Annotated in this window: 19 protein-coding genes and 1 pseudogene; 18 read left to right on the top strand and 2 right to left on the bottom strand. The window is 38.6% G+C overall.

Annotated elements, in window-relative coordinates; genetic code table 11:
- The first annotated feature begins 7 nt into the window (after window positions 1–7).
- The 10 genes from PSH41_RS12690 to PSH41_RS12645 all read left to right on the top strand — a co-directional run bounded on the left by PSH41_RS12690 (window position 8) and on the right by PSH41_RS12645 (window position 6,692).
- The gene (locus tag PSH41_RS12690; RefSeq protein ID WP_273589175.1) at window positions 8–478 is read left to right on the top strand and encodes a hypothetical protein; all 471 of its coding nucleotides are present in this window, start codon (window positions 8–10) and stop codon (window positions 476–478) included.
- A gap of 111 nt (window positions 479–589) precedes the next feature.
- Window positions 590–1,357 (top strand): peptidoglycan-binding domain-containing protein, encoded by a 768-nt coding sequence (locus PSH41_RS12685; RefSeq protein ID WP_273589174.1) that lies wholly within the window; start codon window positions 590–592, stop codon window positions 1,355–1,357.
- Window positions 1,354–1,884 (top strand): hypothetical protein, encoded by a 531-nt coding sequence (locus PSH41_RS12680; protein ID WP_273589173.1) that lies wholly within the window; start codon window positions 1,354–1,356, stop codon window positions 1,882–1,884. Before PSH41_RS12685 ends, PSH41_RS12680 begins: the two co-directional genes overlap by 4 nt.
- A gap of 55 nt (window positions 1,885–1,939) precedes the next feature.
- A complete protein-coding gene (locus PSH41_RS12675) occupies window positions 1,940–2,149 on the top strand; it encodes a hypothetical protein (protein ID WP_273589172.1) in 210 nt (69 codons plus the stop codon).
- Between the two features lie 97 nt (window positions 2,150–2,246).
- Window positions 2,247–2,783 carry a hypothetical protein gene (locus PSH41_RS12670; protein WP_273589171.1) on the top strand — a complete coding sequence of 179 codons (537 nt, stop codon included), beginning with the start codon at window positions 2,247–2,249 and terminating at the stop codon, window positions 2,781–2,783.
- Complete coding sequence (locus PSH41_RS12665) at window positions 2,773–3,144, top strand: hypothetical protein (RefSeq protein WP_273589170.1); 372 nt, start codon at window positions 2,773–2,775, stop codon at window positions 3,142–3,144. The genes PSH41_RS12670 and PSH41_RS12665 overlap by 11 nt, the downstream gene beginning before the upstream one ends.
- 558 nt (window positions 3,145–3,702) lie before the next feature.
- Window positions 3,703–3,969, top strand: coding sequence for a hypothetical protein (locus PSH41_RS12660; RefSeq protein ID WP_104643876.1), 267 nt, complete (start codon window positions 3,703–3,705; stop codon window positions 3,967–3,969).
- Window positions 3,970–4,058: 89 nt separating this feature from the next.
- Window positions 4,059–4,838, top strand: coding sequence for a hypothetical protein (locus PSH41_RS12655; RefSeq protein WP_273589169.1), 780 nt, complete (start codon window positions 4,059–4,061; stop codon window positions 4,836–4,838).
- A gap of 145 nt (window positions 4,839–4,983) precedes the next feature.
- Window positions 4,984–5,502, top strand: a complete 519-nt coding sequence (locus tag PSH41_RS12650) for a DUF6795 domain-containing protein (protein WP_024032856.1) — start codon at window positions 4,984–4,986, stop codon at window positions 5,500–5,502.
- A 23-nt stretch (window positions 5,503–5,525) separates the two neighbouring features.
- Window positions 5,526–6,692 (top strand): lipase family protein, encoded by a 1,167-nt coding sequence (locus PSH41_RS12645; RefSeq protein ID WP_064387120.1) that lies wholly within the window; start codon window positions 5,526–5,528, stop codon window positions 6,690–6,692.
- 14 nt (window positions 6,693–6,706) lie between these two features.
- Here the strand turns inward: PSH41_RS12645 and soxR are convergent, their stop codons facing one another.
- The gene (soxR, locus tag PSH41_RS12640; protein WP_248461796.1) at window positions 6,707–7,168 is read right to left on the bottom strand and encodes a redox-sensitive transcriptional activator SoxR; all 462 of its coding nucleotides are present in this window, start codon (window positions 7,166–7,168) and stop codon (window positions 6,707–6,709) included.
- Window positions 7,169–7,245: 77 nt separating this feature from the next.
- On the opposite strand from soxR, the gene PSH41_RS12635 reads away from it, so the two are divergent.
- From PSH41_RS12635 to PSH41_RS12615, 5 genes are all read left to right on the top strand, one after another.
- A complete protein-coding gene (locus PSH41_RS12635; RefSeq protein WP_138576565.1) occupies window positions 7,246–7,719 on the top strand; it encodes a flavodoxin family protein in 474 nt (157 codons plus the stop codon).
- Between the two features lie 64 nt (window positions 7,720–7,783).
- Complete coding sequence (locus PSH41_RS12630; RefSeq protein ID WP_273589168.1) at window positions 7,784–8,296, top strand: DsrE family protein; 513 nt, start codon at window positions 7,784–7,786, stop codon at window positions 8,294–8,296.
- On the top strand, window positions 8,296–8,919 hold the full coding sequence (locus PSH41_RS12625) for a GDSL-type esterase/lipase family protein (protein ID WP_273589167.1): 624 nt from the start codon (window positions 8,296–8,298) through the stop codon (window positions 8,917–8,919). Before PSH41_RS12630 ends, PSH41_RS12625 begins: the two co-directional genes overlap by 1 nt.
- A gap of 125 nt (window positions 8,920–9,044) precedes the next feature.
- Complete coding sequence (locus tag PSH41_RS12620) at window positions 9,045–10,595, top strand: EAL domain-containing protein (protein ID WP_273589166.1); 1,551 nt, start codon at window positions 9,045–9,047, stop codon at window positions 10,593–10,595.
- A 58-nt stretch (window positions 10,596–10,653) separates the two neighbouring features.
- Entirely contained in the window at window positions 10,654–11,175 is a 522-nt protein-coding gene (locus PSH41_RS12615; RefSeq protein ID WP_273589165.1) for a hypothetical protein, read from the top strand.
- Window positions 11,176–11,208: 33 nt separating this feature from the next.
- Here PSH41_RS12615 and PSH41_RS12610 read toward each other — a convergent pair whose 3' ends face one another.
- Window positions 11,209–13,458 carry a TonB-dependent receptor gene (locus tag PSH41_RS12610; RefSeq protein WP_273589164.1) on the bottom strand — a complete coding sequence of 750 codons (2,250 nt, stop codon included), beginning with the start codon at window positions 13,456–13,458 and terminating at the stop codon, window positions 11,209–11,211.
- Window positions 13,459–13,737: 279 nt separating this feature from the next.
- On the opposite strand from PSH41_RS12610, the pseudogene PSH41_RS12605 reads away from it, so the two are divergent.
- The 3 genes and pseudogenes from PSH41_RS12605 to PSH41_RS12595 form a co-directional block, all read left to right on the top strand.
- A pseudogene (locus PSH41_RS12605) lies at window positions 13,738–14,748 on the top strand (LacI family DNA-binding transcriptional regulator); the annotation flags it as partial.
- 164 nt (window positions 14,749–14,912) lie between these two features.
- Window positions 14,913–16,151: an MFS transporter gene (locus PSH41_RS12600; protein WP_138576559.1), complete on the top strand. Its 1,239-nt coding sequence runs from the start codon at window positions 14,913–14,915 to the stop codon at window positions 16,149–16,151.
- A 16-nt stretch (window positions 16,152–16,167) separates the two neighbouring features.
- Window positions 16,168–17,664: a trehalase family glycosidase gene (locus PSH41_RS12595; protein WP_273589163.1), complete on the top strand. Its 1,497-nt coding sequence runs from the start codon at window positions 16,168–16,170 to the stop codon at window positions 17,662–17,664.
- Window positions 17,665–17,785 lie beyond the last annotated feature (121 nt).

Here is a 17,785-nt window from a genome sequence, read left to right as displayed (position 1 = left end):
GATGAATATGAAACAGTTTAGTTTAATAAATACTGAAGCAGAACAGCGAAGATATAAACATATTAAATTGATACCGCAGAATGAGAGTGGAAATGACTTTTTTGATGTGTACTTAAGTGAAACTTATATAATTATTTATATTTACTCTATAAATAAGGTTGAAAAATTGGAGAATCAAATTGAAATTCCAATTGTTGCAGCTGAGTGGCTTGAAAATATTATTGTTAATGGTTTTTGGAAAAAGCCCACAGATGGTGGATTACCAAAAAACCAACATGCGGTTTCTGAAGTTTTTCAAGGTGAAGAAATTTTGATTAGTCGTAGCTCAAACGCGGGCACATATGGAAAAGGAGGCTTTAATATTAGAAATAAAGCGAGAAATTCATATATCTTGTCAACTAGGCCACAGTCAATTCAAATAACCGATGATATTGTTGAACTATATATTTTAAACTTGCTTCGGGAGCTTTCATTATAGTTTTTCCTATAAAACAACAAAAAATAATAAATAACATTTCAAATAGTGGGTGTTAACTTGTTACTAACACATTGTAGTTAAAAATATAACTTTAAAGAAAAGGATGCTTCGATGGCAGCAATCAGAATAACTCAATCTGTTGGGTTGGGCGGTACTAACAGTTTAAATGATGTAAAAACGGTACAAACGGCTTTGAATAAATTACTAAAACTTATTCCACCTACACAAGTTTTAGTGGTTGATGGTCGCTTAAACACTCGCCCAGAAAACTCAAAAACTATTGCTGCTATTAAGTTATTCCAAAGCAAAGCCTTAAACATGGTTCGACCCGATGGAAAAATAAATCCGAATGATGCTACTTTTCGCAAAATTAATGAAAAGCTCGCCTTATTTAACTCTCAAAAAGCAGGAATGAAAGATCCTCAACTTTTCTTGAACAATGTAATAAAACCAACGCTGTTAAAAATCGGTTTATCATCAAAAAAAGCAGAAATCTTATTGCTGGGCACAGCGATTCAAGAAAGTCGATTGAAGTATCGGCAACAACTAGGCGGTGGACCTGCTTTGAGTTATTTTCAGATAGAGCCAGCTACTCATGATGACATTTGGGATAATTACCTAAGTTACAGAGGAGAGTTAGCATTAAAAGTTAAAAGCTTAATGACTACTGAAGATAAGTTAAAAGAGCTAAAAGAGAATGATGCTTATGCATGCGCCATTGCTAGAATCCACTATTTAAGAGCACCAGCCGCCTTGCCAGAAGCTAATGATACTAATGCGCAGGCTCAGTATTGGAAAACTTATTACAATACGCCACTTGGAAAGGGTACTGTGCAAGAGTTTATCCATAATTGGCAGACGTATGGAGTAAGTATATGAATGTTTTTAAGGCCTTAATTTGTACTCTACTATTAACGATAAGTCATACCGCTTTCGCATCAGAGTGCTTAAATATAAAAGTAACTAAGCCTATAAAAATTGATGACAAAACAGGGCTATTGCAGTCATTGAAGTTTGAGCAAGTTAAATTACTCCACAAAGATAAATCAGGTATTTGCTTACCTACAAGGGATACTTACATCTTGTCTTTTAGTGAAGGGATCCCTTTTATTGCTACTCGATTAAAAGGTCATACGCCAGAAATAACATTGCTCGAAAAAGGCAAACATTATTATGCATTAATAAAGTTTTATGCAGGTAACAAATTGCAAGTACTAAAGGGATATCAAATCATCAACTCAGAGCTATATGCACTACCTAATTTCACTTTGAGTAGTAATGTAAGCAATATTAGTATTGATGAAGGGGTTATTAGCGTAAAGAATACTAAGTTAGTTGAAGAGCTCTCTATTGATTCAGTTACGCTTTATAACTTTGATTTATCAGGTGTATCAGTTAAGCATTAAGTAATGTACTTACTAAATAACTATAATATTGAACTATCAAGGGTATTTAAAAAGCATGATAAAAAGTAACCTTGGTAAGTTTTTTCTGATAACAGCCTTGTTTTTTATTGCACCGTGTAATGAAGCTCAAGGTGCCTCGCAAGTTATATTTAAATGTAATGTGGATGTGCCTTCACCTATTGAGCTGGTTGTTAACAAAGTAGGGAATAAATATCACTTAGCTGAATTTACTATAAATGCAGCCACAGTTATTGATCTTGGATAAATGAAAATAGACTTCGTATGTCTAGCTTTAACAGAGTAAATAAGTTCAATGCTGTAGATAAGCTTGAAAAAAGTAATTAAATTAAAAGGAGTTTTTTATGTTTGGGAATGAATACCAACGCCACAAAGAAAGACAGTTAAAAGTTCGACTTAGTCATGAAATAAATCAAGCAAGGCTATTTAAAGATATTGACAAACTTCCGGGGTTGACTGGCGCTGGGGTTATGTATATTGATTCAAGCTTTACGGTTGTAGAGTTGAGAGCTTATAGTGGCTCATCTTTAACTCGTCCGAAAATAGTACTTCGCGAACAACCAAAAAATATGAATCAGCAAGAGTTTGCAGGTCATTTGAAAAATAGTCAGAGTAGTGCACGAGAGTCACGTTTAGTTGGTGAGGTTGCCGGTACAGTTTTAAGTTGTAGTGCGGCTGTGTTAGGTTGGATAGTCGTTTTTGGTAGTGCTGCGGCGATCCCAATTTCTGGCGGGACAAGTTCTGCCGTTACATATTTAGCAGTGGCTGCCAGTACGGCGAGTTCACTTCAATGCATTAACGGTGGTGTCAGAACCTATAACGAAAGCGTAAACCCTGAATTAAACGACTTATATGTATCAGAATGTAACTATGGCGCTTGATGTAGTTTCATTGGCTGGAGCTGCAGCTGCCGGTGCTGCAACTCTAAAAGCAGTTAAACTACTAAAAGCAAATACCAATAAAACTACCGAGGCTCTTCTAAAAGGCCTTTCTAGTAGTGAAAGAAAACGTTTAACTCAAGATATAATTAGGTTGAATCACCCTGGCGTTTCTAACCAAGTATTGAAGAGGATGGTCAGAAACGGACAATTTCCTAAGCGCTATAGCGGCGTTCAAATTACCCAAGCATTGAGATTACAGCTTAAGGATACTATTGGCGCATCTTTTAGTTTTGGGGGAAGTGCGTTATCTGGAACGGTGAATTCACTCGCAATTGGAATATATGAGGAGTTGAGTAAGTAGTGTCTAAAAACGATGAGGTATTTCTATTATTTCCACCATGGAAGCTTTTACGAAGGTTTCTATTAGTAACAGTGCTCTTACTTTTGGGTACTGTATACTCCGGAATGACTGTGTTAACGCAATACTTTGATACAGAACCTGAGTGGCTGTTAGGAATTTTATTTTTTACAGGGCTAGCATTTTGCCTTATAAATTTTAAAGTAAGCCAAGGCTCTTTTTTTTTGCGCAAATATATTAAAATTCTATGCTTTATTTTTAGCTGTGATTTGCTTACCGGCTTTTATAATTTTAGAAGGTAATGGGTATTATATTGCAACAGTTATCAATATAGCCTTTATGTTGCTCTCTTTTTATTTAATTAAAGGAGAAAAATACCAAGGTCTTGTTAAATATCAGTATGATTTTTTTAAAGATATAAAAGACGCTCGTGCTGCTGTCGAAAAAGAAATGTCAAAAGGTAACCGAAGGAACAAAAAGTAATAAAATTTTACTTACCTTTATTCAATTTAGAACTTTAGGGAGCTATAAAAGCCTAAGCTAAGGCACTATAGAAATGATATGGAACAACAAAACCAACAAACATTAACTAACCTTGTTTACGATATATACGAAGACCCAACTTTAATAGAAGAGCATCAAGTGCTTATCATGCCCTTGTTGAGCGATTTAGTTGCCACAGCACCAGCTGGCTTTGAGGGCATGGCGACGATGATTAATACCCATATTTCTAATGGGTTTAAATTCAAAAATCCTAAAATACAAAAATTTGAACTTGAGTCAGGGCTTTTAAAACTTAAAACGTATTTTCAAAAAATAAACCTTTAATACCTACCTCTCTTTTTTATTGAGCACCCACATTTTTAATTTTAATGCAGCACGTGTGCTGCATTTGTTTTTCTCATTAAGGATGATGTATGAGCCTTATTACTACGAGTATTTTAATGCTGTTTTTACAGCCTTTATTTGTATATTTAGCTCTTTTTAAAGAGTCTGAGCAAAGTGCCCAAAACCGTTCACTTGATAACGAAGATGCTATGTATCTATTTATAGCGCCAGGGTTAGCTGTATTTTATCCTGATGACTTTTGGCAGGCGGTACTTTATTTAGGAAGTGTATGCCTATTAGGTTTAATGCTCGCCATTATTGCAAAAAGCAAAGCTAAAAAACGATTAACAAGGGATGACGCTATCGGGTTTACTATTGCCAGTTTTTTATTTTTTTGGCTTATAAAATTTATTATTGGTGGGATAGGGTATCTTTTTAGCGAAAATGCCGCGAATGGTTCAGCGGCCGACATAGGCCAGCAAGCTTTTTCATCAACTTCAGGTGAGCTTTTAAACTGGGGGTATTTATATTACCAGTTTTGGCCAACGCTATACTTTTCACTATCCATGCTAACCACTTTAGTTATAAAAATAATTGAAAGCCGGTTTGATAAACATTCAATTTCAGGCTCGCTGTTAATTTTGGGTGCAGTTTTAGCTGGCGTATCACCGTTATTTGGCAATGCTTTTATTTTAGGTGTGATAGCTAACTTTTTTATATTTTTTGTTGTGTGTACGGCATGCATAGAAATTGATAAAAAGAGCGATCCTTCAGCCGGTGCTATTAGTATTATGTATGCTTTTTTGCTTATGGGCGGCATCATGTTTAGTGGCATTGGTAAATTAATATATACACTATTTTATAATTAGATTAGTGATTGTTTTTTGATTAAAAAACATGCAGTATAATTGTACCTAATTAGACCCCTACTTTTTCAGTATAAATATGGCTGGTGTAATTAATTAGCCATATATATTAAGTAGTTTATAGCTAGGCCTTGGGAGAGAGTTTGCTTTGTTTTTATCGCGCTTAAAAATTTTTGTATTGGTAATAGTCTCTATTGCCGTTGTTTTTTTTACTACATCACAGGCTTGTGCAGATATGTTTGGCTTTTTTAATAAACAAGAATTTTATTTATCGGCTCCAGTAAAAGGGCAGTTATTAGATAATGGGCAGCCAGTTGCAAACACTAAAGTGATGCGCTCACTTACCTATGGCGATGAATACGTTGATGAAACCACAACAGATGAACAGGGTTATTTTACCTTCACAGAAAAAACAATAAAAACAGGTAAACCTTCTAATATGTTTGATAACGACTCGTTGGTTCAACATATTTATTTAGAAAACGGCACGCCAGAAGGGATTGTTTTGTGGTACACACTTGTTTCAATTCATGAAGATAGCGATACACTCAAAGCGCTTCTTGCACACTTAGAGTGTGATATTGGCCAAGAGCCACAAACTTACGATATTCCAATTAAAGAAGATACAAGCCACACTTTTGCGATATACACATCATGTAAACTTTAACTATTTATTTAAAGGGAACTTATATGAATACTTTGACACCCACTCAAGCCGTACAATTAGCAAACCTTGCTTATAAAGCAAAAAGTATTAAAACCACTAATTTACTCAATCGCACACTTCATGCCTCTTTGCGCGACAATTTTAACTTTTCTGTTAACCCTGGCGCAGTACAAGGGGTAACGGGCAGCTTTTTTTCTCATTTATTTAATTTAAGCACGGGCTTTGCTTTAGTAGGGCATGGGCTTGGCGCGTATGAGGGCGATTCGGTTATAACTATTCGGGGGACTAACTCGCTAAGAGATGGATTAACCGATGGGCACTTTGGTGTGAGTGGTGGGTCAAATGGCAGTATGGTGCATGCTGGTTTTAATAAGACTTTTTATAGTATGAAGCCTGCGCTGCAAGAGTTTATAGCAGCGAATATTCAAGATAAAGTGACTGGTTGCGTTCATTTAGTTGGCCACAGCTTGGGTGGTGCGTTAGCGACGCTTTCTGCTGATTGGATCAAAGCTGAGTATTCACTTCCTGTAAAATTATATACGTTTGGTTCGCCGCGTGTTGGGCTTGAAAACTTTTCTCGCGCAGCAACATCCAGAATCGATAAAATTTATCGCTGTACACATGGGGCTGACCCAGTGGCTAAAGTGCCTTTATGGCCTTTTTCGCATGCTCCGCACAATGGCCAAGAAATACGTTTAGATAGTGGACAAGGTTTAAAAGGTGCTGCTCATACTCTTGCTGGTACGCCTGGCTACTTAAACACTGCCAATAGCAATAATTGGAACAACTTAACTATACAAGCTAATCACTTTTTAAACATGCCTGTGCGTTTAAAATTTGAAGACAGAAATCAAGCATCATTTACCTCACATTGGGCAGATAAACTTGGTGCTGCATTAATTACCCTTTTAAAAGATGCAGGCTATTACAGCGCAGTTGCTGCCCAAGCAGCCATTGGAACCGGTCTCACTTTTTACGATATGTTGGCGCGAACGCTTGATAAAATAGCTAAAGCGTCAGCCTCGTTTGCAACACAAACCTTAGGTTTACTGGGGCATATGTTAGTGTTTGCAGGCAAAGTAATTAGTAAAGCGGTGGAGCTGACTTATAGCTTTATAAAATCTGTATTCGACTCAACCCTAGGCGCTTTATACAGAGCTGCAAGAGAAGGGCTTAGCGGCCTAGACTAACCTTAATTTAAATCTCAATCTCGCTCTAACAAAATAGCACCACTTTGGTTTTCGCCTAAGTGGTCGTTTTTGTTATAAATAGGGCACTTACTCATAGATAAACACCCACAACCAATACAGCCATCTACGCGGTCGCGTAGGCGCTGCATATAAGCTATGCGCTCATCAAGCTGTGCTTGCCATTGCTTTGAAAGGGCTGACCAGTCTTTTTGTGTGGGAGTGCGCTGCTCAGGTAATGTGGCCAGGGTGTGTTTAATTTCATCAAGTGTTATTCCCATGGCTTGTGCGGCTTTTATTACCGCTATACGGCGCAGCACATCTTTTTTATAGCGGCGTTGGTTGCCGCTATTTCGCCAACTACGTATGAGTCCTTTTGTTTCGTAAAAGTGTAGGGTTGATACTTTTACGCCGCTGCGCTTAGCGACATAACCTACGGTTAGGTTAGCCTCGGTTAGTTTTTTTTGATCTATTGGCATTGTTTTAAATTTCCGGTTGACCTCAATATAAGTTGAGGTTTTAAGCTTCTTTCAACATTAAAAAAGGAGCTAACTAAATGCAACAAAAACTTAAACGCAGCACTGTTATTATTTACTCAAGCGCACGTAAAAATGGTAATACGCAGGCACACGTTAACAGCTTTGCTGAGCAAAACGATGTAAGGATAATATGTTTAGATGATTATAAAATAGCGCCGTACTGTTATAACAAAAACTATAAAAGCGATGACTTTTACGCTGTATTTGAAGCACTATTAAAGTATGACCACTGGGTGTTTGCCTCACCCGTTTATTGGTACAGCACCACGGTACAAATGAAGTTATTTATTGATAGAATAACCGACTACATGGACGATGAAGCATTAAAACCAAAATTACGAACGCTGCGTAGTAAGCATTTTTCAGTGCTTTCTAATGCGTCATCAACTGAAGCGCCGGCGTGTTTTGTAGAGCAATTTAAAAATACGTTTAGTTATTTAGGTATGCAGTTTATTAATCATCACCATAAAAGTACCCAAAAGGTTGCTTAAATTGCAGCCTTTTTTGGTTGTCTCTGGTAGTTTAGTAATACGCTTAAAAACACAGGATTGTTTTATGGAATATTTACTAGGGTTAGTGCTGCTTTTTAGCCCGTTTATTAATGCTAATGAGCAACCAATTAACGGGTTTGGTAATTATTATAATGTACCCGAGCATGACAAAATTAATAGCTCTACGGTATTTAAAATAGCATTTGATGTTGCCGATGGTGCTAAAAAAGGCGAGCAAAATAATTCAATAAATTCGTTAGCGCGTTTTATTAACATGCATGTAGCGCATGGTGTAAAGCCTGAAAACATTCAACTTGCATTAGTTGTGCACGGCAGCGCAAGCGTTGATGTGTTAGCTAACAGCGAATATAAAAAACGCTTTAGTGATGACAATAAAAACCAAGCGTTAATTGAGCAGCTACTTGCTAATAACACTCAGGTGTATGTGTGCGGGCAATCGGCAACTCACTTTAAAGTAACGCCTGAATTGCTCATTGATGGCGTAAAAATGTCGCTTTCTGCGATGACCGCGCACGCACAACTTCAACAACAAGGCTATACGCTTAATCCATTTTAATGACGCAAATAACAAAAAATATACTCTGCTTTGGCGACTCTAATACGTGGGGCTTAAACCCCGAAACAGGAAAGCGCTATGATGAAAATACCCGTTGGACGGCGCGGTTACAGCAACAGCTAGGCAGCGGCTTTACCGTAATAGAGTCGGGGCAGCCAAACCGTACGCTTGTGAATAACCCGCCTTTTACGGGGGAGCTTAATGGTATTCGCTATTTAAAACTCGATTTGCAGCAACACGCTTTACACACGCTTATTATTGCACTTGGCACTAACGATTTAAAAAAGCGTTTTAACTTAGTCCCAGCAGATATAGCCACCGGCCTTACGCATTTTATTGGCTCTATTAAACAATTTTACTCGCCTGCTAATTTACCGAACATAATTGTTATTGGTCCTTTATTTATTAACCCTCAGCATGGGTTAAGCCGTATTTATTTAAACTGTAATCAAAAGTTACAACCCTTAAACGCTCTCTTTAAACGTGTAGCACACGAGCACGCGCTTAATTACGTTGATATATCACACCTTAACGCCCCCCTAGGGAGCGATGGTATACATTTAAATAGCCAAGGCCATAAGCAGCTTAGCGATATACTCAGCCACCTGGTTTTGCAATTATAATGCAAACAAATCAATAAATTAAAAAGTAATTTGCTTTAATTATTTTACAAGCTTGATTGCTTTTATGCCCAAATATGCAATTATTATTGCACCTGACTCACACTCAGCTTCTTTAAAAAGGTGTTATGAAACAATATCAACGTAGGTCTTTAATTGCAGTATTAAGCGGTGTCGTGGTTTTTATTATATGTGCTAGCACACTGATGTACTTTGCTGCACAAAAGCTAAGCAGGCAGTTAGCGCGAGATTCAAATTATATTGTTCAACACATAGATGCTGCCGCAACAGAGCGTAGAAAAATTTTAACCCGCCTAAATAACGCAAACGCTAAACAATGTAATAACAATACATTGATAGAAATGCGCCGCGCGTTGTTTGATGCACAATACGTGATAGATATTGGCTTTTTTACAAATAATGAGCTGGTTTGCACCACCGGTGCAGGAAAGCTGGCAGCTACAATTACCGATAATCCTCCCGACTACATTCGAATTGATAAACACGATAATAAACCTGTGCGCGTAAGGTACGAACCGCAATTGTATTTGCTTTTGTTTAGTGGCCGTGCAATGGAAGTGATAATTGTAAGGCAAGGTAATTACAATTTAATAGTCGATACGCGCGCTTTTAACGATAAAGTAATTGTTTCTCATCAGTGGGAAGTACTTTATAAAAACACGCTCGAGACGTTTCATTTAGCGGGGGCTAAAGGGGTTTATGAGCAGGTAAAAAATCACTCATTTTTACCTTATGAATCAATTATTAAATGCAGTACTAATAACCCCGGGTACTGCGCAGCCGCACAACTTCCGTGGAGCCAATTTTTTGCTGATAATCAATTTTTATTGATTATTTCGCTTATTTTAATTTCGTTAGCGGGTGTATCGAGTGGGCTGTTAATTGACTATAGCTTAGCGGCTAGGCGCTCAACTATAACGCGGGTGCGCAAAGGCCTTAAAAAAGGCTCATTTTATTGGACCTACCAACCCATTATTTGTTTGCAAACAGGTAAAGTGGTTGGCTGTGAGGCGTTGGCCCGTTTTGAAGATAAATACGGGGTTTTATTTCCTGATCAATTTATTCCTATTATCAGAAAAACCAATTTAACGTGGCGCTTTACCCAAGCCATGATTGAAAAAGTACTTTATGAGCTAACCACCGTTGAGGTATTACCGCGCAATTTTAAAATTTCTATTAATATTTTTCCCTACGATGTAGAAACAGGCAATATTGCGCTTTTAAAAGACATACCTGCACTCACCGATTCGCGCTTTATTATTTGTTTAGAAATAACAGAAGACGAATACTTAGACTCAACAGTTGCCCATACCCACTTTAAAAGGCTGGTTGAGGCGGGCTTTAATTTATCGATAGATGATTTTGGTACGGGTTACTCTAACTTAAAAAATTTACAAAACTTGAGCTTTCATCAACTTAAAATTGACCGCACCTTTGTACAAGACATAACAACACAAGGCTTAAAGGCCTCAATGATCCCCAATATTATGGCGTTGGTACGTAAGTTTAACTACACCTGTGTAGCAGAAGGCATAGAAACAAATGAGCAAGAAGCCATACTAAAACAAGCTGGCGTACATTATGGCCAAGGCTGGAAATATGCCAAGCCTATGGCACTTCGTGAGTTTAAAGCGTATTTAAAATTGCAAACGGTTTAAACGTGTTTTACCTCATATACGTATCAGTATGATATTTATAACAGTGTAAGGTTTTAAAATGATTAAAATAATAGCCAGTGCATTTATGGTGTTAATGCTTAGTGCGTGCTCAGCCCAATATCCAAATCAGCAAATTACCGGTAAGCAGTTTCCTACCATTAGCGGCCAAAGCCTAGATGAGAAAAGCGTAACCATACCGAGTAATTTTAAAGCCGATAAAACCTTGTTACTCATAGGCTATAAACAAGATAGCCAATTTGACATAGACCGTTGGTTAATTGGCTTAGATATGACAGGAGTTACATTACCCACTTACGAACTGCCTACCATAGCAGGTATGGCCCCGCGTATGTTTAGTACATTTATAGACAGCGGTATGCGCAAGGGTATACCAAAAGAGCTATGGGGCGGGGTAATCACTATTTATGAAGATGGTGAAGCTGTGCAAAAATTTACAGGTAATAAAAACCCAAACAATACTCGCGTTGTTTTAATAGATAGCAAAGGTAAAATTTTACATTTTTACGATAGGGGCTTTTCGGTAGAGGCGCTTAATAAACTAAACGAAAAAATAAAATAAAGGGAGCCAAGCTCCCTTTATTATTAAGAGTATTTAAAACGCATAACTTACACTAAAGCGCGTAGTGCGTGGCATAATATAGCGGCCATTTGGGGCATCGGCATTACGTGGGTCGCCCTCTGTTATACCTTGCTCATCCGTTAAGTTATCAATGGCCAGTTGTAGTTTTATGCCTTCCATAGGTTCTAAAATTAAACCTAAGTCTACTTTTTCGTAGCCATCAAGAGTCACCGTGTTTTCGTTGTTACCAAAGCGGTCATCAACAGCCGACAGTGTGCCATATAACGTGGCATACATACCTTGTAGCTCAAAGTCGTAGCTAGGTGTGATACGCACTTGCCACTTTGGCTGACGCTGAGATTCATTTCCTTCATTGGTTGGGCTTTGCGTAATTTCGGTTTCTTGTAGTGTGGTATTTAAATTAACCGAAAAACCCGACTGATGATTAAAGTTATAATCAAGCTCAACACCGTACGCTTCGTTTGTTAAAATTTCTGCAGGTACACCAGGGCGGCGTACAAATGTATCGCCCTTAACTTCGTTAACAAACAAGGTAGCGTAAAAGTCTGTAGAGTCAGAAATTAGCTTGTAGCCAAATTCGCCTTGGGTTACTTCTTTAATTAGCTTTTCGCCGCCTTCATAAGCGCTAAAGTTATCTCTAAAGTCGTCAAAGTAAGGCATTTTATAACCACGGTTTACGCGTGCAAATACACCCATGTCATCGTTTATTGAATAGTTAATCCCCGTTGTCCACGATGTTTTACTTTCATCATAGTTAACTGTTTTGGTAATAATTCCATCAAGGCCTTCATCAACACTGTATTCTACTTCATGACTTTCGTGGCGCACGCCTGCATCTAATGTAAAGTCGTCGGCAAATTTGTATTGAGCTGTTACATAAAACGCATGGGTGCGCGCATCACCTGTTGAGCTAATATCGTAGTTAAAATCGCAGCCATCAGTGCTTTGATTACACTCAATGCCAGTTAGCGACTCGCCGCCGGCTTCTAGTACGTGGTAAGCCGTATTACCTAAACTCCACCAATCGTTTGCCGATGTACTAGCTGTGTAGTAACCAAACGTGGCTGATAAATTATCAAATTGCTTTGAAAACACTAAATCGTTTGTAAATGAGCTAATTTCTTTTAAAACAACCCAGCGGCCAAGTTGTTGTATTGGGGTGTCGCTTGCGTACTCAGTATTGGTTACTGCACCAAATGCGGTTTGCCCATTATCGGCAACTTCACCAACCGTGGTTGCTGAACCACTTGGCACCAACCCGTATGTATTGGCATCCCCTTTAGTTATATTAAAGCGGTCAGAAAATTGCCAACCATTATCAAGCTCTAGTTTAATGCTACCGCCTGTTACATGGCCGTCCCAGCCTCGGCCATCCCCTAAGTCAATATCGTGTGCTTGTGCATCGGGGCCGGTAAAAATGGTTGCTTGGCGGTTTAACGTGCCAAGTTGGGTATATTCTGCGTCAATCCCTCCAATATTAAGTGGGGTAGGTAAGTACCATGCACCATGGTCATCTGTTTGACGGGTATAAAAGTTAAGCTCGCCGTTATCTAAATCTTTAGTGATATTAATAGTAAATTGGCTGCCTTTCTCAGAGGTAAAACCTGCATCACGAATACCCGGAGAGCTTTTTACATAGCCGCCAACCATAAAGTATAAATCGTCAGTAATTTCACCACTAATAACAGCATCTACTCGTTGTAGGTCGTAATCAGATGTTGTGTATTTAAATAAGCCTTCGGTGTCTTCACCACCGCGCTTTAGCCTAAAGTTAGTTGTTAAACCCGGTTGACCGTTTGATAAAACAGGGTTTGGCCCACCGCGTAAAGCCTCCATGGTCTCAATCGTTTCATCAATTCTAAAAAGTGAAGAGTTTTCTAAAAACGATAATGTAGGGGCTGGGTAAACGGGTGACCCTTCAATACTTAGGGTTAAAAATGGGGCGTCACCGCCGCCAGGAAAACCACGTACAAATACATTGGCACCAGATTCACCCCCTGAGCTTTCTACCCAAACCCCAGGTACGGCTTTAAACAGATCGGCAGTGCTTTTAGGTGAAAGTTTAATAATTTGCTGGCTATCAATATTTGTAACAGCGTAGCCTGCATCAATTTTTCTGATGCCGACCCCGGTAGGTGTGCCCGAAACAACAATTCGCTCTACCTTGGTTTCTTGTGCTTGCTCTTGTGCAAAGGTGGCGTGTGAGCTCAAGGCTAAAGTTATAGCGCACGCTAATGTACTTTTTGCTTTATTGAATGTCATGTGTGATCCCGTTTTTAGTGTGTTAAACAGTGTGTTTTTTACTGCGCTGTATACAAATTTTTTATGTAAACAGGCTGTATATGATGAAACCTTAAAGATTAATGCAAACGTTTGCAATATTTATTTGTAAATTATTTATGAATTATATTTGTAGAAATATTGAGCGTAAAAGCCTAGGTATGGCTTTTTTAGCCTGTGAGGCAAGCCAGAAAAAATTAATAATGCTATATTGTCAGCTAGTTACATTAAACATTAGTTAGTACAACGCGGCTCAGGGTTTTCATGGATAACAAAAAAATAAAATTAGCTGATTTAGCAAAGCTGGCAGGGGTGTCTACCTCTACGGTTTCGCGTGCTTTAAATGACAACCCGTTAATAAAACAAGAAACACGCGATAAATTAAAACAACTCGCTAAAGAGCATAATTTTAGTTTAAACACCGCTGCAAGCCGCTTACGAACGCAAAAAACAAATGTTGTTGCTGTTATCATTAACTTAGATGAACAAACCGAACAATCGATTAGCGATCCATTTTTACTTAAAGTGGTTAGCGAAATTAATCTTGCACTTAATCAACAAGGGCTAGAGCTTTTATTGTCTAATTCAATAATGGCACAGCACGATTGGGCCAATTATTTTATTAATGGTCGAAGGGCCGATGGTATTATTGTGGTTGGGCAGGGTAAAGATCAGCGCAATATAGAGGCGGCTGCTAAAGCGGGGATCCCTTTGGTTGTGTGGGGAGACCCTAAAACACCCAGTAATTACCCTATTGTAGGCAGTGATAACTACTTAGGTGGAATGCAAGCCACTGCGCACTTAATCGAACACGGTGCAAAAAATATTTTATTTTTAGGCGACCCAGAGCACGGTGAAATTAGCGAAAGACACCGCGGTTATGTGGCTGCGCTATCTACACATAAACTAGAGCAGCACGTTGTTTCTATTGATATTACTAGTAGTTCGGCGTATCAAGAAATTAATAGTCTATTGCGCGAAAAAGGGCTCTACTTTGATGCAATAATGGCTTGTAGCGACATGGTTGCCTTAGGGGCAATGAAGGCGTTAAAAGAGCGCTATGTCAGTATTCCTAACGATGTTGCATTGGTGGGCTTTGACGATATAGCAATGGCAGATATTAGCCATCCGTCGCTTTCAACAATTAAACAAAATACTCAATTAGCGGCTGAACTTTTAGTTAAAAAGCTTATGCAACAATTTATGGGTCAAAAAGTTGAATCTCAAGTTATTGATATAGAATTAATAACTCGCCAATCGAGTAAACGCTGATTTATAAATGATAGATACAAATTTTAAAACTTAAAATGCAAACGATTGCATTGATTTTTATTCTACACTAAACTCAACGTTCACTGACACAAACACACACGCTAATTACCCAAAGGTGTTAGCTTTAATCGTTATGGCGCACTGCGTTATAAGTAAGGCAAGCTATGAGTAAAACAAAAATCACACTAGCAATTGCTGCAAGCTATTTTATTTTCGCAATATTATTAAATAGCGTAGGAACAGTCATTTTGCAGGCAATAAACACATTGGGCGTTAGCAAAACTGAGGCGTCTGTTTTGGAAGGCTTTAAAGACTTATCAATTGCGATAATGTCTTTTGTTGTTGCCTCGTTCATTCCTAGATTAGGGTATAAGCTCGCAATGTTAGGGGCTTTAGCGGTCGTTGCATTAGCGTGCTTAAGCACCGCACTGATCAGCGAATTTTATATGTTTAAAGTGCTATTTGCAGTGATAGGCTGTGGCTTTGCGGTAGTCAAAGTTTCTGTTTATTCGATTATTGGCCAAGTAACCGAAGATGCGAATAGTCACTCGTCACTTTTAAACACTATCGAAGGCATTTTTATGGTGGGTGTATTAAGTGGTTATTGGATTTTTACCGCCTTTATAGACCCAAGCCAAAGCAATGCGTGGCTCAATGTTTATTACGCGTTGGCTGCGCTTACTTTAATTGTATTACTAAGTGTTGTTATTGCACCGATTGCGCCTGCAATTGATAAAAATAAAACTGACTCTAGTTTGAGTGACTTTATAGCCATGCTTAAATTAACGTATCAGCCCTTGGTGCTTATTTTTATTATAAGTGCATTTTTATATGTTCTTATTGAACAAGGCGTAGGCACTTGGCTGCCAACCTTTAATAACCAAGTTTTACAATTGCCTGTGGCTATAAGTATTCAGTTAGCGAGTATTTTTGCAGCGGCGTTAGCGTTTGGTCGTTTAGTTGCTGGGCAGGTACTGAAACATATTAATTGGTTTTTTGTACTGTGCGGATGCTTAGTCGCCATGGCATTACTTATTATTATAACGTTACCCCTAACTGAAAACCTGCCTAATACAGCAATCACTAGCCTATTTGATGCACCACTGGCTGCATTTGTTTTGCCCCTCATTGGTTTTTTTATGGCGCCAATTTATCCAGTTTTAAATTCGGTAATGCTCAGCGCATTAGAAAAGCACCAACATGCTGCCATGACAGGGTTAATCGTTGTATTTTCAGCACTTGGAGGCACAACTGGTTCAATGATCACAGGCTACGTATTTGAGCATTTTAGTGGTCAGCACGCATTTTACCTGTCGTTAATTCCCATTAGCTTAATTTTTATAAGCGTGATTATTTTTAAACAGCGCACCCGCGCCATTTCTCAGCACGCTGCCAGCATATAATTGATTTAGGATTGTTATGAATTTTTTTGAGAGCCAGTTATTTAAAGATGTACAGACCCAAAATATTTTTGATGACTGTAAAACATTTGCAGATGCAACTGCACGAACCAGCTGGCAAAGTGCGTGTAAGCACTATGAGCAAGTAGCACCGCTTAATCAAGCCCAATTAAAAGAGTTTGTAAATGCTCACTTTATTACGACCCCCTTACTACGTATGCAAAGTGAGTCAGATACCGCAAGTGTTAAACACTACATTAACTCTTTGTGGCATGGTTTGAGACGGGCGGCTGATAAACCTAAAGCCGATTCTTTATTAGCATTAAAGCATAGCTACATTGTGCCTGGTGGGCGTTTTCAGGAAATATACTACTGGGATAGCTACTTTACAGCGCTCGGCTTAATGGATGCTAATAAACCTGAAATTGTTGAAGATATGCTGCAAAACTTTATCGACCTTATAAACGATTATGGGTGTATTCCAAATGGCAACCGCAGTTACTACTTATCGCGTTCACAGCCACCTATTTTAGCGCTTATGGTTGAATTGCTATGGCAGCACGAGCACAGTAAAACCAATAATGTAGCATGGCTTGAAAAATGTGTTGATGCGCTTGAAAAAGAGTATGCGTTTTGGATGCAAGGCGCAGAAGAGCTTACTAACGGGAAAACGGCACTAAGGCGAGTTGTAAAAATGCCATGCGGTGGCAAGTTAAATCGTTATTGGGACGATGAAGCAGCCCCTAGGGCAGAATCCCTGAGAGAAGATCTGGCACTCGCAGAGGGCTTAGCTGAGCATAAAAAGCCCGACTTTTATCGACATATACGTGCTGCGTGTGAATCTGGCTGGGACTTTAGTTCTCGCTGGCTAGCTGAGCCTAATTCACTTAGCTCTATACAAACAACCGATATATTACCCATTGATCTTAATTGTTTGCTTTATAACCTAGAAAAACAGCTTAGTAAGTTTAATAAGCTGCTAGGTAATAGCCAACAAGCCGATTTATTTAGCGACTACGCAGCAGCTCGCCGCACACTGATTAATAAATATATGTGGAGTGAGCAGCAACACTTTTTTGTTGATTATAATCATCACAAAGCGAGTCAATCTAAGGTGTTAAGCGCTGCCGCAAGTACTGCATTATTTTTTAACTTAGCGACTGATCAGCAAGCTCAACATATTGCCGAGCGACTAAGCCGCGACTTTTTAAAGGCCGGTGGCATAGTTACTACCGTTACTTCTACATCACAGCAATGGGATAGCCCTAATGGGTGGGCTCCGCTGCAGTGGTTTGCTGTTAAAGGGCTTAATAATTACGGTTTTAGTGATCTTAGTAAACGTATAATGAAAAACTGGTTAACAATGGTAGAAAACGACTTTTCTGTTAATCAGTGCCTACTAGAAAAATACAATGTGTGCGTGCCTCAATTAAAAGCAGGGGGCGGTGAATACGTAGTACAGCAAGGTTTTGGCTGGACTAACGGGGTTACCTCACGCTTTTATACGTTATGTTAGGACTGATCAGAGCAGTGTTTTATATGAAAATAATTCACTAATTTTCATTAAGTTATTGTAACTATTAACTAAATATAATTGGTGATTGTTTTATGCCGTGTATGAATAATACCAAGGGCGC

It is taken from the genome of Pseudoalteromonas sp. CST2, from assembly GCF_028599385.1.
Classification (GTDB): Bacteria; Pseudomonadota; Gammaproteobacteria; order Enterobacterales; family Alteromonadaceae; genus Pseudoalteromonas; species Pseudoalteromonas atlantica.
Note: the sequence above shows the minus strand (reverse complement) of the source record. Positions and strands in the feature narration are given on the sequence as shown.

Coding starts and splice junctions, on each gene's coding strand:
- PSH41_RS12690 (WP_273589175.1), top strand. CDS start 8: ATGAAACAGTTTAGTTTAATAAATACTGAAGCAGAACAGCGAAGATAT.
- PSH41_RS12685 (WP_273589174.1), top strand. CDS start 590: ATGGCAGCAATCAGAATAACTCAATCTGTTGGGTTGGGCGGTACTAAC.
- PSH41_RS12680 (WP_273589173.1), top strand. CDS start 1,354: ATGAATGTTTTTAAGGCCTTAATTTGTACTCTACTATTAACGATAAGT.
- PSH41_RS12675 (WP_273589172.1), top strand. CDS start 1,940: ATGATAAAAAGTAACCTTGGTAAGTTTTTTCTGATAACAGCCTTGTTT.
- PSH41_RS12670 (WP_273589171.1), top strand. CDS start 2,247: ATGTTTGGGAATGAATACCAACGCCACAAAGAAAGACAGTTAAAAGTT.
- PSH41_RS12665 (WP_273589170.1), top strand. CDS start 2,773: ATGGCGCTTGATGTAGTTTCATTGGCTGGAGCTGCAGCTGCCGGTGCT.
- PSH41_RS12660 (WP_104643876.1), top strand. CDS start 3,703: ATGGAACAACAAAACCAACAAACATTAACTAACCTTGTTTACGATATA.
- PSH41_RS12655 (WP_273589169.1), top strand. CDS start 4,059: ATGAGCCTTATTACTACGAGTATTTTAATGCTGTTTTTACAGCCTTTA.
- PSH41_RS12645 (WP_064387120.1), top strand. CDS start 5,526: ATGAATACTTTGACACCCACTCAAGCCGTACAATTAGCAAACCTTGCT.
- soxR (WP_248461796.1), bottom strand. CDS start 7,168: ATGCCAATAGATCAAAAAAAACTAACCGAGGCTAACCTAACCGTAGGT.
- PSH41_RS12635 (WP_138576565.1), top strand. CDS start 7,246: ATGCAACAAAAACTTAAACGCAGCACTGTTATTATTTACTCAAGCGCA.
- PSH41_RS12630 (WP_273589168.1), top strand. CDS start 7,784: ATGGAATATTTACTAGGGTTAGTGCTGCTTTTTAGCCCGTTTATTAAT.
- PSH41_RS12625 (WP_273589167.1), top strand. CDS start 8,296: ATGACGCAAATAACAAAAAATATACTCTGCTTTGGCGACTCTAATACG.
- PSH41_RS12620 (WP_273589166.1), top strand. CDS start 9,045: ATGAAACAATATCAACGTAGGTCTTTAATTGCAGTATTAAGCGGTGTC.
- PSH41_RS12615 (WP_273589165.1), top strand. CDS start 10,654: ATGATTAAAATAATAGCCAGTGCATTTATGGTGTTAATGCTTAGTGCG.
- PSH41_RS12610 (WP_273589164.1), bottom strand. CDS start 13,458: ATGACATTCAATAAAGCAAAAAGTACATTAGCGTGCGCTATAACTTTA.
- PSH41_RS12600 (WP_138576559.1), top strand. CDS start 14,913: ATGAGTAAAACAAAAATCACACTAGCAATTGCTGCAAGCTATTTTATT.
- PSH41_RS12595 (WP_273589163.1), top strand. CDS start 16,168: ATGAATTTTTTTGAGAGCCAGTTATTTAAAGATGTACAGACCCAAAAT.